The organism is Acidovorax sp. SUPP2539 (assembly GCF_030158975.1).
Lineage (GTDB): Bacteria > Pseudomonadota > Gammaproteobacteria > Burkholderiales > Burkholderiaceae_C > Paracidovorax.
On record NZ_BQXJ01000002.1, the window covers coordinates 508,673 to 522,087 of the forward strand.

Sequence of the window (13,415 nt, forward strand, 5' to 3'; positions counted from 1 at the left end):
AAGCGGAAGGTGGCGTGACGGTAGCGGCCGGGCAGGCACCGGTCAATACACGATGCGCGCCACCGCACGCAGCGCTTCGGGCGTGGCCCCGCCCCAGCCGAAGAACTCCAGGTACGCGGGAATCATCTCGAACAGCATGTCGGTGCCCTGCTGCACCGGGCAGCCCCGGGCCATCGCGGCCTGCAGCAGCGGGGTGTGGGCCTGCGCCATCACCACCTCGCCCACGAAGGTGCCGGGGGCGATGCGGTCCACGTCGAAGGGCAGGGGGTCGTCCTCACGCATGCCCAGGGGCGTGGCGTTGACGACCAGGTCGAAGCCGGCGGGGTCGTTGCGGCCCACCACCGTGCGCAGGGCGGGGTAGTGCTGCCGCAGCCGGTCGGCCAGCGCCTGCGCGCGGTGGCCGTCCACGTCGAACAGGGCCAGCTCGGACACCCCTGCGGCGGCCAGCGAGGCGGCGATGGCCGACCCGACCCCGCCGCTGCCGGACACCAGCGCGCGCCGGTCCGCCAGGGCCAGGCCCTTGCGCTGCACGCCGCGCACGAAGCCCGCGCCGTCGAACTGGTCGCCCAGCAGCGTGCCGTCGGGTAGGCGCACGATGGCGTTGCAGGCCCCGGCGATGCGCGCCGTGGGCGTGAGCGCATCCACCAGCGCCAGCGTGCTCACCTTGTGCGGCATGGTCACCAGCGCGCCGTGCCAGTTGGTCATGCGGCGCAGCACCTGCAGCGTGGCGGGGTAGTCCTCGGCCTGCACGCCCATGGGCACCACCAGCGCGTTGATGCCCTGCTGCGCGAACCACGGGTTGTAGATCATCGGGGCCTTGAAGGCCTCGGTCGGGTAGCCCAGGTGGGCGATCAGGCGGGTGCTGCCGTTGATGGTTTGCTGTTGCATGGGGAACGATGTGGGCCGATTGCCGTGGGTCTTTCAGCGGCCGCGCCCGTGGCCGCGCAGGGCTTCCTGGCGGGCCTGTTCGTATGCGGCCTTGGACAGGGGCTGGGCATCGGGCTGGCCCAGGTCCTGCGTGGGAATGCGGAAGGTCTCGCGCGCCGACCACGCGGCCAGCGCCGCGATGGCCGTCACGCCGAATGCGATCGCGCCCACGGTGGCCGGCACGTTGGTGGAGCCGGGCGGCGCCACGGCGGCGAACAGCGCGGGCAGCAAGGCGGTGAGCGTGGTGCCCACGTTCTGCGAGATGGCCATCGAGGTCACGCGGGTGCGGGCCGGGAACAGCTCGGGGTAGAAGCTCGGGAACACCGCGTTGTAGCCCTGGTACACCACGCCCCACATGAGCAGCGACATGCCGATCGCCATCGGCACGTGGTGGATGCTGATGGCATGCAGGTACAGGAACGCCAGCAGCCCCGACAGCAGCGCGCCCACGATGATCGGCGGGCGCCGGCCGATGCGGTCCGACAGGTTGCCCACGTGCGGGATCACCAGCACCGCGACGATGTTGCCCAGCACCGGAATCCACAGGTACACGCTCTTGTCGAAGCCCACGCCATAGCCCGGCTGCACGGCATAGGCCGCGCCGAACACCGTCGCCACCACCGGGATTACGTTCATGAGCGCCATGCAAACCACGCGCAGCATGTTCGGCCCGTTCTCCTGGAAGGCCTGCACGATGGGCGCGCGCGGCACGGCGCCCTGCCGGCGCTCGGCGGTGAACACGGGGGTTTCCTGCACTTCGCGGCGGATGTAGTAGCCCACCAGGATCACGATGAAGCTCAGCAGGAACGGCACGCGCCAGCCCCAGGTGTTGAACTGCTCGGCCGGCAGGAAATACGCCAGCGGCAGGAACACCGCCGCCGCCAGCACCTGCCCCGCCTGCACGCCCTGCAGCGCGAAGCTGGCATAAAAGCCCCGCCGCCCGGTCGGCGCGTGCTCCAGGATCATCGAGCTGGCCCCCGAGATCTCGCCGGCCACCGCGAAGCCCTGGATCAAACGCAGCACCACGAGCATCGCCGGGGCCAGCAGGCCGGCCTGCGCATAGGTGGGCAGCAGGCCCACGGCCAGGGTGGAAAAGCCCATCAGGAACATGCACAGCACCAGCACCTGCTTGCGGCCATGGGTGTCGCCCCAGTGGCCGAGCACCAGGGCCCCGATGGGCCGGGCCACGTAGCCCACGCCGTAGGTGGCGAGCGAGGCCACGATGGCCGCCGTCGGGTTGCCTGCGGGAAAGAAGATCTGCGGAAAGATCAGCGATGCGGCGGTGGCGTAGATGAAGAAGTCGTAGTACTCCAGCACCGAGCCGATCCAGCCACTGGCGGTGGCCTTGCGCGTTTGCTGTAAGCCGCTGTCGGCGGCGTGGTGGTCTGGCATGGGTTTGTCTCCCCTGTTGGAATGGTTGGATGGACGCAAAAGCCTGCGTTGGGCGTTTGGCGGAGCATCTCATGCCTTGGGGTGCCTTTTGGCCATCCGTGCATGGCGGGTGGCGCCGGCCGGCGGTGCATCAGGCCTTGCGTTCGAGTTCCCTGGCGTACCGGTGGCTGGCAATGCCCAGGACGATGCCGAAAACGATGAACCCCAGCCCGAAGGCATGGCCGAAACTGAACCATGACCCTTTGCCGCTACCGGAAAAGGCGATGAACAGGGCCCCGGCGAAGATGAAGAACAGGGGCGCGAGGAACCGGTTGCGCCGCTGCGCGGCCAGCACCACGCTGCTTTGCGCGACCTGCGAATCCAGCGTGCGCGCCTTGGTCTCGCAAGGGCCCTGGCTGCAGCAGATGGAATGGCCCAGGTCCTTGGCGCAGGCCGGGCAGACCCCCTTGTTGCAGGCGCGGCAGGTGCCCACGGCGTCGGCGGCCTGGTGTACGAAGCACTTCATGGATTCTCCTGGTGGGTGGTGGCCCTTGGGTCAGACTTTAGCGTTGCAGGCGACGCGGTCCCAGGCGTCATGCCCCCTCGGCTGGACGCGGCGGGGCGGCGTCGATGGGCGCCCAGCCTGCCACGGATTCCAGCGTGGCCTGGGCGGAGAAGGCCGTGGATCGAGCTGCAAAGACTTGCTGGTAATGGAGGGTGGCCCCCTCCCATCGGAAGTCCTGCGCAAAGCCCTTGGCCAGCACCTCCAGCCGGGCGATCTTCCACCTGTCCACGTCGATCAGCGCAGCGCAGGTGATGGGCCCCGTGGCGTAGTCGGTGGTCAGCCATTCCTGCGTGGCCAGAAAGCGCGAGTCGGGCGACCACAGGAGGGGCTGGCCGAAGATCCGGTGCGGGATGCCGCGGCCGTCGATCGACAGGCGAAAGTACTCGGGGCCGAATCGGATCTCGCCTTCGAAGCGCAGCACCGCCCGGTGGGTTCCGTCCGGAGAACGTGCCATGTTTTGAATCGCTGCAAGGGGCCGGCCTTCGGCCGCCCGCGTCACAGCGCGAAGATCTTGCCCGGGTTCAGGATGTTCTTCGGGTCCAGCGCGCGCTTGATGGCCCGCATCATGTCCACCGCGCCCGCGCCGGTCTCGTCCAGCAGGAAGCCCATCTTGTGCAGGCCCACGCCGTGCTCGCCCGTGCAGGTGCCGCCCAGGCGCAGGGCGCGGGCGACGAGCTGGTGGTTCAGGTCCTCGGCCTTCAGGCGCTCTTCGGCGCTCTCGGGGTCGATCAGGTAGCCGAAGTGGAAGTTGCCGTCGCCCACGTGGCCGACGAGGAAGTAGGGGATGCCGCTTGCGTCGGCCTCGGTCACCGAGTCGAGCAGGCAGTCGGCCAGGCGGCTGATGGGCACGCAGGTGTCGGTGCTGATGGCGCGGCAGCCGGGGCGGCTTTGCACCGCGGCGAAGTAGGCGTTGTGCCGCGCGGTCCACAGGCGGGTGCGCTCCTCGGGGGTGGTGGCCCATTCGAACGCGTTGCCGCCGAACTCGGCCGCGATCTCCTGCACCACCTCGGCCTGCTCCTTCACGCCGGCCGGCGAGCCGTGGAATTCCATGAGCAGCATGGGCTCCTCGCGCAGGCCCAACTTGCTGTGGGCGTTGACCATGCGCACGGTGTGCGCGTCGATCAGCTCCACGCGCGCGATCGGCACGCCCAGCTGGATGGTCTGGATGGTGGTGCGCACGGCGGCCTCGATGCTCGGGAACGAGCAAATGGCGGCCGACACGGCCTCTGGCAGCGGGTACAGGCGCACGGTGACCTCGGTGATCACACCCAGCGTGCCTTCGCTGCCCACCATGAGGCGGGTGAGGTCGTAGCCCGCCGCGCTCTTCTTGGCGCGTGTGCCGGTGCGGATGGCCTCGCCACCGGCCGTCACCACTTCGAGGGCCAGCACGTTCTCGCGCATGGTGCCGTAGCGCACGGCGTTGGTGCCGCTGGCGCGGGTGGCGCACATGCCGCCGATGCTGGCGTCCGCGCCGGGGTCGATGGGAAAGAACAGGCCCGTGTCCTTGATGGCATCGTTGAGCTGCTTGCGCGTGATGCCGGGCTGCACGGTCACGGTGAGGTCGTCGGCATCGACGCTGAGCACGCGGTTCATGCGGTTCACGTCGATGCTGATGCCGCCCTGCACGGCCAGCAGGTGGCCTTCGAGCGAGGAGCCCGCGCCGTACGGAATCACCGGCACGTCGTGCTGCGCGGCGAGCTTCACGGCGTCGGCCACGTCCTGCGTGGTTTCGGCGAACACCACGGCTGAGGGAGGGGGCGCCTTGAGCGAGCCCTCGTCGCGGCCGTGCTGTTCACGCACCGCCTGGGCCGTGGAGCACTGCGCGCCGAAGCGGGCGGCCAGTGCGTCGAGCAGTGCCTGCGGAACGGGGCGCAGGTGGATTTCAGGAAGCAGGTGCTTGGCGGCGGCGGGGGCGTTCATGGCGTGTCTCCAGGCTGGAATGGGTGCGGCTTTTTCATTGTAGGCAGCCCGTCGCAGGCAGGGGATTGCCCGGGATTGACGGTCTCGCTGCCGCGTATTTACATTACGTTCGAAATGTATAACGTTTGCCGCCGATGATCCATCGCACGCCCCGCCGCACCCATGCCGAGCGCAGCGCCGCCACCCAGCAGCGCCTGATCGCCACGGCCATCGAGGTCATCCAGTCGCGCAGCTTCGAGGCGATGTCGATCCACGAGCTGGCCCGCACGGCGGGAATGACGTCGGGGGCGGTGCAGCACCACTTCGAGTCGAAGGCCGCGCTGATGATGCGCGTGCTCGCCGAGCTGATCGCGGCGCAGGACCGCGAGGGCCTGCTGTGGCCCGCCGCATCGCTGCCGGCGTTGCAGCGCGCGCAGCATTTCGTGCGGTCCGCGTGGCACATCGTCTATGCGCAGCCGCGCTTCATGGCGGCGTGGAACGTCTACCTGGGCAGCCGCAACCAGCCCGAGGTGGTGGCGCACATCGCCGCGCTGCGCCAGGACCTCAATGCGCGCATGCACACGGGGTTCTTCGAGGCGTTCCCTGAACTGGCGGGCGACCCGGAGCGCGAAGGGTTCGTGGGGCTGGTGTTCTCCACCCTGCGCGGCCTGGGCCTGCTGGAGATGTTCCGCCCCGCGGACGAAGCCACCCATGCGCAGCTCGATTGCCTGACCACGCTCATCGCGCAGCGCTGCGATGGCCGGGCCCGCGCGGGCGCTCCGGCATCGAAACCCCGACCCCGCGCCAGGCCCCCGCGCGCGGCATGACCGGCGCCGTGCCCTGGCCCGGGCACGTTCGCACCCCAGGGCACCCGGCATCCATCACGACAACAGGAGACACACCATGAACCCCCCTCGCACAGGCGCACGGCGCGCCCTGGCCGGCGCCGCGCTCGCGTCGCTGGCCTTCGCGGCCGGCGCCCAGCCCGCGGCCTACCCCGCCAAGCCGATCCAGCTCATCGCCCAGCAGCCGCCGGGCAGCGCGTCCGATGCGATGACGCGCGCCTGGGCCGACTGCGCCGCGCGCGAGATGGGCCAGCCCGTGGTGGTGCAGAACAAGCCGGGGGCCAACGGCATCCTGGCGGTCAATGCGCTCAAGTCCCAGCCGGCCGACGGCTACACGCTGATGACCATCGGCATGTCGCAGATGACCATCACGCCCTACGTCTACCGGCAGCCGCCCTACGACCCGCTGCACGACTTCGACAGCGTGGCGGTGCTGGGCAGCACGCCGCTGGTGCTGGCCGTGCCGGCGGGGCTGGGCATCACGCGGCTGGCGCAGCTGGCGGACCAGGCCAGGGCCCACCCGGGCGGGCTCGACTTCGGCTCGCCCGGCAAGGGCAGCCCGGCGCATCTGCTGACGTCGGCGCTGCTCGACCGCATGGGCGTGTCCGGCACGCACGTGCCCTTCGTGGGCGAGGGCGCCGGCCTCACCGCCCTCATGGGCCAGCAGATCCAGGCGATGACGCTGGTCATCGGCACGGCCGCGCCGCATGCCAGGTCGGGCAAGCTCGTGCCCCTGGCGGTGTTCGCGCCGCAGCGCTCGCCCCTGCTGCCGGATGTGCCCTCGATCGGCGAGGCCCTGCCGGCCGCCAAGGACCTGGCCCGCACCGCGTGGATCGCCGTGGTGGCCCGGGCCGGCACGCCGCCCGCGCTGCTGGGCACACTCAATGCCGCGACCGAGAAATGCCGCAGCGGCGATGCGTCCTACCGCGCGCGGATGGAGGCCATGAACGTGACGCTGGCCGCGTCCGTCCCGGGGGATGCGCGCACCTGGGCGGCACGCGATACTTCGGTCTGGAAACCGTTGATCGACAAACTGGGATTGGCCACTGAATGACTCTGGATACCGTGCCGTGCGTGCACCTTTCCCACGGAGGTGGGCTGCAGGGGCGCCTTGACCGTGGCGTCGCCGTGTTTCGCGGCGTGCCTTATGCGCAGGCCCCGCAAGGCGCACTGCGCTTTCTAGCCCCCCAGCCCGCGCCCGCCTGGTCGGGACTGCGCGAGGCGATGGCTTTCGCGCCGGTGCCGCCCCAGTGGCCGCGCGGCGGCGGTGCCCGGGCCCGCCCGCTGGGCGGCCCGGACTGCCTGGCGGTGAACGTGTGGACCCCCGAGCCCCGTGCGGGTGCGAACCTGCCGGTGATGGTGTGGATTCCCGGCGGCGGCTTTCTGCGCGGCGGTGCGAGCGACCCGCTGTACGACGGCGCGTCGTTCGCGCGCAAGGGCATCGTGTTCGTGTCGCTGCAATACCGGCTGGGCGTGGACGGCTTCATGCACTTCGGTGGCGAGGCGCCTGCCAACCGGGGCCTGCTCGACCTGCTGGCCGCGCTGCGCTGGGTGCGGGAGCACATCGCGGCTTTCGGCGGGGATGCCGGGCGCGTGACGGTGTTCGGCCAGTCGGCGGGCGCGGGCGCCATCGCCTGCCTGATGGGCATGCCGGCGGCGCAGGGCCTGTTCCAGCGCGTCATCCTGCAAAGCCCGAGCGTGGCCTGCCAGACCGTCGAAGAGGCCACCGTGGTGCGCACTGCCGTGGCGCAACTGCTGGGCGTGGCCCCCACGCTCGCAGCGCTGGGCGCGGCGCCGCCGGCGGACGTGCTGTTCGCCGTGCACCGGCTGGCCGAGGACGCGGCCCTGCGCGACCAGCACGGCATCAGCCGCCGCAACGTGTTCCCGCTGCGTCCGGTGATCGACGGTCAGGTGCTCGCCCAGGCGCCGCTGGCAGCGCTGCAGCGCCAATGGTCCGATCCGTCGCGGCCGCGGCCGCCGCTGCAGGTGCTGGTGGGCAGCAATGCCGAGGAGATGCGCCTGTACCACGTGCCCGGCGGCGCCATCGACCGCGTGACCGATGAACAGGTCACGGTCTTCATGCGGGACACGGGCCTGCCGCCCGCGGCGCGTGCGGCGTATGCGGCGCTGCCCGCGTGCGAGGGCGGCGCCCATGCCGGCGAGATGCTGTGCGCCATGCAGTCCGACTACTACTACCGCGTGCCGGCACGGCGCATCGCGGCCCTGGCCGCCGCGAACCGGCTGCCGGTGCACCGGTACGAGCTGGAATGGCGCTCGCCGCAGTGCGGCGGGCAACTGGGCGCCGCGCACGGGGTGGAACTGCCGTTCGTCTTCGACCGCCTGGCCACGTCCACCGGCAGCGAGTTGACCGGCGATGCCCCGCCGCAGCCGCTGGCCGATGCCATGCACGGTGCGTGGGCGGACTTCGTGGTGCAGGGCGACCCCGGCTGGCCGGAGCACGGTCCCGGAACGCCCTGGATGCAGTTCTTCGACGACCTGGGCTGGTGCGGCCCGGCGCCGGCCTCCGCCACGCTGGACGCGTGGGACGGCGTGCTTTGAACTGAACGGATCCGGGGCGGCCCGCCAGTCGCCAAACTGGTGCATCTGACTTGTATACCAGTTGGCACGGAACCTGCGTAGTTCTGTGGCAATGACCAGCGCCACTGAAATCAGCAACCGCATCATCGAAGCCGTGATGGCCCAGAAGCTCGCCCCCGGCGCGCGCCTGGGGGAGCAGCAACTCGCCATGCTGTTCGACTGCAGCCGCACCATCGTGCGCGAGGCGCTGACGCGTCTGTCCACGCGTGGCATCGTCACCGTCAGTGCGCGCCGTGGCTGGTACGTGATCGAGCCCTCCGAGGACGAAGCGCGCGAGGCCTTCGAGGCGCGCCGCGTCATCGAACTGGGCCTGCTGCACCAGCTGAAGACGGTGGACAAGGCCGCGGTGCGCAAGCTGCGGGCCCATCTGCAGCGCGAGAAGGCGGCCCTGGCGGGCAGCGACGTGGGCGCGCGCAGCTTCCTGCTGGGCGACTTCCATGTGTGCCTGGCCGAGTGCCTTGGCAACGGCCTGCTGGCCGACACGCTGCGCGACTTCACCGCGCGCACCACGCTCATCGCCATGCTGTACCAGTCGTCGCACGACGCGGCGCAATCGTGCGAAGACCACGTGCGCATCGTCGAGGCACTGGAGGCGGGCGACATCGCCCGCGCCGAATCGCTGATGGCCGAGCACATCGGCTCGGTGCAGTCCGCCCTGCGGCTGCAGGCCAGCGCCGATCCGCTCGAACACCTGCGCAGCGCGCTGGCGCCCGTGCGCGCCGGCGCCGCCAGTGGCCCGGCCGCCCCTTCCGCTTCCCCTTCCCCCGCCGCGTCCCCAGGCGACGCATCCACCTACCTAGGAGCCTTGCTATGACCTTCGCCACCCGCTTTCTCTCCCGCCGCCTGGCCCTGGGCCTCGTGGCCGCCGCCGGCCTCGTGTGCGCCGTGGCGCCTGCACAGGCGCAGACCGCGCTGGACGACATCCTGAAGTCCAAGACCATCAAGATCGCCATCCCCACCGACTACCCGCCCTACGGCTTCGTCGGCACCGACCTCAAGCCCCAGGGCCTGGACATCGACATGGCCGAGCTCATCGCCGCCAAGCTGGGCGTGAAGGTGGAACTGGTCGCCGTCACCAGCGCCAACCGCATCGCCTACCTGCAGACCAAGAAGGCCGACCTCGTCATCTCCACGCTGGGCAAGAACCCCGAGCGCGAGAAGGTCATCGACTTCACCTCGGCCTATGCGCCGTTCTACCAGGCCGTGTTCGGTCCAAAGTCCCTCACGGCCAAGGCCTGGAGCGACCTGGCCGGCAAGAGCGTGGCGGTCACGCGCGGTGCCATGGAGGACCAGGAACTCGCCAAGGTCGCCCCGCCCAGCATCGACGTGAAACGCTTCGAGGACAACAACGCCACCATCGCCGCCTTTGTGGCCGGCCAGACGCAGTTCGTGGCCACCAGCGCCTCGGTGGCGGGCAACATGATGCAGAAGAACCCGCAGCTGCAGGCCGAGTACAAGCTGCTGCTCAAGGACAGCCCGTGCTTCATCGGCCTGCCCAAGGGCGAGGCCGCGCTGATGGCCAAGGTCAATGAAATCATCGCCGGCGCCAAGAAGAGCGGCGAGCTGGACACCATGGCCAAGAAGTGGCTGGGCCGTCCCGCCGGCGACCTGCCGGTGTGAGACCCCGGCCGCCCGCATACCTCCACCCGTTGACCTGATCGGCTAGCCCATGCGCATCGAGTTCGACTTCATGGCCGTGCTGTCGCAGTGGCCGCTGCTGGCCACGGGCGTGGCCTGGACCCTGGCCCTCACGGCCGTGGCTACCGTGGTGGGCATGGCGGTGGGCATCGCCTGCGCCTGGGCACGGTCCCAGGGGCCGGCGGCGCTGCGCTGGCCGGTGGCGGCCTATGTGGAACTCGTCCGCAACACGCCCTTCATCGTGCAGCTGTTCTTCATCTTCTTCGGGCTGCCCGCGGCGGGCCTGAAGCTCTCGCCTGAGGCGGCCTCGTTCATCGCCATGGTGATGAACCTGGGGGCCTACTCGACCGAGATCGTCCGCGCCGGCATCCAGGCCACGCCGCGCGGCCAGATCGAGGCGGCGGTGAGTCTGGCGCTGTCGCGGGTACAGGTCTTCACGCGCGTGGTGCTGCCGCCCGCGCTCAAGAAGGTGTGGCCGGCCATGGTGAGCCAGATCGTCATCGTGATGCTGGGCTCGGCCGTGTGCAGCCAGATCTCGGTGCAGGACCTGAGCTACGCCGCCAACCTGATCCAGAGCCGCAACTTCCGCGCCTTCGAATCGTTCATCGTGGCCACGGGCATCTACCTCGTGCTCTCGATCGCGCTGCGCCGGCTGCTGCACTGGGTGGGCCCGCGCTTTCTCTTCGGCCGCTGAGCATGGCCCGGGCATTTTTCTAGGAACGCGAGATGGTCGATTTCACCTTCTGGGACATCCTGCGCAACCTGCTGCTGGCCGCGCGCTGGACCGTCGTGCTCTCGCTGATCGCCTTCGTCGGCGGCGGCCTGGTGGGCGGGCTGCTGCTTGTGGCCCGGCTCACCGGCGGCCGCGTGGCCGAGCGTGCCGTGGGCGTTTACGTGCAGGTCTTCCAGGGCACGCCGCTGCTGATGCAGCTGTTCCTGTCGTACTTCGGCCTGGCGCTGCTCGGGCTCAACGTGTCGGCCTGGACCTCGGCCGCCGTGGCGCTTACGCTCTACACCAGCGCCTTCCTGGTGGAGATCTGGCGCGGCTGCGTGGCCGCCGTGCCCAAGGGCCAGTGGGAGGCCTCGGGCAGCCTGGCCCTGTCGTTCGGCGAGCAGATGCGCCACGTGATCCTGCCACAGGCCGTGCGCATCGCCACGGCGCCCACGGTGGGCTTTCTGGTGCAGGTGGTCAAGGGCACGGCGCTGGCCTCGGTGATCGGCTTCGTGGAGCTGACCAAGGCCGGGGGAATGATCGCCAACACCACCTTCAAGCCGTTCGCCGTCTTCGCCTGCGTGGCGCTCGTCTATTTCGCGCTGTGCTTTCCCGTGAGCCTGTATGCGCAACACCTCGAAAGGAAGTTCCATGGCCGCCGCTGAAACCCTGGCCGACGCGCCCGCCGTGCCCGCGCCGTCGGGCCGGCCCATCGTGCAGGTCACCGCGCTGCGCAAGTCCTACGGCACCAACGAGGTGCTCAAGGGCATCGACCTCACGGTGCAGCCCGGCGAGGTGATCGCCATCATCGGCAAGAGCGGCTCGGGCAAGAGCACGCTGCTGCGCTGCATCAACGGCCTGGAAACCTTCCAGGACGGCGCGCTCACGGTGGACGGCAAGCCGCTGCTGCACGACAGCGCCATGGCCATGCGCGAGCTGCGCCAGCGCGTGGGCATGATCTTCCAGAACTTCAATCTCTTTCCGCACCTCTCGGTGGGCCGCAACGTCATGCTGGCCCCCACGCTGGTCAAGCAGCGTTCGCAAAAGGACGCGGCCGCACAGGCGGCCCGGCTGCTGCAGCGCGTGGGCCTGGGCGAGAAATTCGACGCCATGCCCGACCAGCTGTCGGGTGGTCAGCAGCAGCGCGTGGCCATCGCCCGCGCGCTGGCCATGGAGCCGGCCGTGCTCCTGTGCGACGAGATCACCTCGGCCCTCGACCCCGAACTGGTGGGCGAGGTGCTGCGCGTCGTGGAGTCGCTGGCCCGCGAGGGCATGACCCTGCTGATGGTCACGCACGAGATGGCCTTCGCCCGCAAGGTGAGCAACCGCGTGATCTTCATGCACCAGGGCCGCGTGCACGAGATGGGTCCGCCGCAGGACCTGTTCGGCGACCCGCAGACGCCGGAACTGCGGCAGTTCCTGTCGTCGCTCAAGGATTGAGCTGCCCTCGCCGGCAGCCCCCCTGACGGCGGGCCGTCCGTGCCCGCACACGCATCAAGGCCCGCATGCTCCTCAGCATGCGGGCCCGTCGGGGTGGAGTGGAGTTCGTGTGGTAGTTGCTCCGGGCGGCGTCAGGAGTGGGCGCCGGCCTCGAATTCCGAGCGCGACAGGGCACCGTTATGGTCCTTGTCGAGCTCCTTGAAACGGTTGCCGATGGCGGGCAGGCGTGCGGCCTCTGCCAGGGTCAGTTGTCCGTTCTTGTCGCTGTCAACGCGATCGAATGCGCTGGAAGTTTGTGCGGCTGGCTGCGAGCCGCCGAAGGTGGCGCCCTTGGCGCCGGGATGCAGGCCCATGGAGGTGCCCGACGCGGTCTGGGGAGGTTGGTTGGACGGGGAGGTGAGGGTCGGGGAAGGCGTTTGTGCATGCACTGCGGCACCTCCCAGGGTGATCGCCGCGAACAGCATCACGCTGCGGCTGTCGAAAGGAAGGGTGCGTCGTTGCTGAGGTGCCATGGGTTCACGCTCCGTGAAAGTTGAACAGGATTGCATTGCACCGCAACCTGCGGTGCCCGGCCAGTGATTTTGCCCGCTGTTGCCCTGATACACATTTGCCTGCCGGTTGTAACGCACAATGCCCGCGGCCGCCTCCAGCGCGGCTTGCAACGCACAAGGAGCAGCCCATGGGCAACCGACTGACACAGATCGCCACGCGCACCGGAGACGACGGCACCACGGGCCTGGGCGACAACACCCGCGTCTCCAAGGACAGCCCGCGCCCGCATGCCATGGGCGATGTGGACGAGCTCAATTCCCACATCGGCCTGCTGCTGTGCGAGCCGTTGCCGGCCGAGGTGCGCACGCTGCTGTCGGACGTGCAGCACCAGCTGTTCAACCTGGGCGGCGAACTGTCGATTCCCGGTTTCGAGCTGCTCAAGGACGAGGCGCTCGTGCAGCTCGACGAGGCCCTGGCCACCCACAATGCGGCGCTGCCGCGGCTGGCCGAATTCATCCTGCCCGCCGGCACGCGCGCCGCGGCGCAGGCCCACGTGTGCCGCACCGTCGCCCGCCGCGCCGAGCGTGCGGTGGTGGCCCTGGGCGCCGCCGAGCCGGTGCGCGATGCGCCGCGGCGCTACCTCAACCGGCTGTCGGACCTGATGTTCGTGCTGGCGCGCGTGCTCAACCGCCTGGATGGCGGCGACGACGTGTACTGGAAGAGCGAGCGCCTAGCGCGCGCGGAGTCCGGGGCCTCGTAGGCTAGTGCAAAGAAAGAATACATTCGCTACCTATTGCACCTTAAAGAATCAATGAGCGACGCGATGAAATCTCCTGTCCCGTGGAGCGCTCTACCGATGTGGTGTAGGGTTAAGGTGAGCTTTTGCTGAGAGAGTTTGTAATGCCGTTCGACATTGTGTTTGGACGCG

At 69.7% G+C, this 13,415-nt stretch carries 15 protein-coding genes; 9 read left to right on the forward strand and 6 right to left on the reverse strand.

Translation table 11 applies throughout. The features are described from left to right. Positions 1 to 42 precede the first annotated feature (42 nt). The 5 genes from AVTE2539_RS09935 to AVTE2539_RS09955 form a co-directional block, all read right to left on the reverse strand. Positions 43 to 888, reverse strand: a complete 846-nt coding sequence (locus AVTE2539_RS09935; protein WP_284410171.1) for a shikimate dehydrogenase family protein — start codon at positions 886 to 888, stop codon at positions 43 to 45. 33 nt (positions 889 to 921) lie between these two features. Further along, positions 922 to 2,319: an MFS transporter gene (locus tag AVTE2539_RS09940; protein ID WP_284410173.1), complete on the reverse strand. Its 1,398-nt coding sequence runs from the start codon at positions 2,317 to 2,319 to the stop codon at positions 922 to 924. A gap of 130 nt (positions 2,320 to 2,449) precedes the next feature. Continuing rightward, on the reverse strand, positions 2,450 to 2,824 hold the full coding sequence (locus AVTE2539_RS09945) for a DUF485 domain-containing protein (protein WP_284410175.1): 375 nt from the start codon (positions 2,822 to 2,824) through the stop codon (positions 2,450 to 2,452). Positions 2,825 to 2,891: 67 nt separating this feature from the next. After that, a complete protein-coding gene (locus AVTE2539_RS09950) occupies positions 2,892 to 3,317 on the reverse strand; it encodes a hypothetical protein (protein WP_284410177.1) in 426 nt (141 codons plus the stop codon). Positions 3,318 to 3,358: 41 nt separating this feature from the next. Further along, on the reverse strand, positions 3,359 to 4,783 hold the full coding sequence (locus AVTE2539_RS09955) for an FAD-binding oxidoreductase (RefSeq protein ID WP_284410180.1): 1,425 nt from the start codon (positions 4,781 to 4,783) through the stop codon (positions 3,359 to 3,361). 134 nt (positions 4,784 to 4,917) lie between these two features. Here AVTE2539_RS09955 and AVTE2539_RS09960 point away from each other — a divergent pair, with 134 nt between their 5' ends. The 8 genes from AVTE2539_RS09960 (at position 4,918) to AVTE2539_RS09995 (ending at position 11,995) form a co-directional block, all read left to right on the forward strand. Continuing rightward, positions 4,918 to 5,589: a TetR/AcrR family transcriptional regulator gene (locus tag AVTE2539_RS09960; RefSeq protein WP_284410186.1), complete on the forward strand. Its 672-nt coding sequence runs from the start codon at positions 4,918 to 4,920 to the stop codon at positions 5,587 to 5,589. Between the two features lie 76 nt (positions 5,590 to 5,665). Beyond that, positions 5,666 to 6,661 carry a Bug family tripartite tricarboxylate transporter substrate binding protein gene (locus tag AVTE2539_RS09965; protein WP_272566210.1) on the forward strand — a complete coding sequence of 332 codons (996 nt, stop codon included), beginning with the start codon at positions 5,666 to 5,668 and terminating at the stop codon, positions 6,659 to 6,661. Then, positions 6,658 to 8,166, forward strand: a complete 1,509-nt coding sequence (locus AVTE2539_RS09970) for a carboxylesterase/lipase family protein (protein ID WP_284410195.1) — start codon at positions 6,658 to 6,660, stop codon at positions 8,164 to 8,166. Before AVTE2539_RS09965 ends, AVTE2539_RS09970 begins: the two co-directional genes overlap by 4 nt. Before the next feature lie 91 nt (positions 8,167 to 8,257). Further along, on the forward strand, positions 8,258 to 9,019 hold the full coding sequence (locus AVTE2539_RS09975; RefSeq protein WP_284397649.1) for a GntR family transcriptional regulator: 762 nt from the start codon (positions 8,258 to 8,260) through the stop codon (positions 9,017 to 9,019). Then, positions 9,016 to 9,825 carry a transporter substrate-binding domain-containing protein gene (locus AVTE2539_RS09980; protein ID WP_272566205.1) on the forward strand — a complete coding sequence of 270 codons (810 nt, stop codon included), beginning with the start codon at positions 9,016 to 9,018 and terminating at the stop codon, positions 9,823 to 9,825. Before AVTE2539_RS09975 ends, AVTE2539_RS09980 begins: the two co-directional genes overlap by 4 nt. A 49-nt stretch (positions 9,826 to 9,874) precedes the next feature. Next, entirely contained in the window at positions 9,875 to 10,537 is a 663-nt protein-coding gene (locus AVTE2539_RS09985) for an amino acid ABC transporter permease (RefSeq protein WP_284397113.1), read from the forward strand. Positions 10,538 to 10,569: 32 nt separating this feature from the next. Continuing rightward, positions 10,570 to 11,220 (forward strand): amino acid ABC transporter permease, encoded by a 651-nt coding sequence (locus AVTE2539_RS09990; protein WP_272566202.1) that lies wholly within the window; start codon positions 10,570 to 10,572, stop codon positions 11,218 to 11,220. Continuing rightward, a complete protein-coding gene (locus AVTE2539_RS09995) occupies positions 11,207 to 11,995 on the forward strand; it encodes an amino acid ABC transporter ATP-binding protein (RefSeq protein WP_284410205.1) in 789 nt (262 codons plus the stop codon). The genes AVTE2539_RS09990 and AVTE2539_RS09995 overlap by 14 nt, the downstream gene beginning before the upstream one ends. A 131-nt stretch (positions 11,996 to 12,126) precedes the next feature. On the opposite strand, the gene AVTE2539_RS10000 is transcribed toward AVTE2539_RS09995, so the two are convergent. After that, a complete protein-coding gene (locus AVTE2539_RS10000) occupies positions 12,127 to 12,507 on the reverse strand; it encodes an EF-hand domain-containing protein (RefSeq protein ID WP_284405612.1) in 381 nt (126 codons plus the stop codon). A gap of 167 nt (positions 12,508 to 12,674) precedes the next feature. On the opposite strand from AVTE2539_RS10000, the gene AVTE2539_RS10005 reads away from it, so the two are divergent. Then, on the forward strand, positions 12,675 to 13,247 hold the full coding sequence (locus AVTE2539_RS10005) for a cob(I)yrinic acid a,c-diamide adenosyltransferase (protein WP_284410206.1): 573 nt from the start codon (positions 12,675 to 12,677) through the stop codon (positions 13,245 to 13,247). The last annotated feature ends 168 nt before the right edge of the window (positions 13,248 to 13,415 follow it).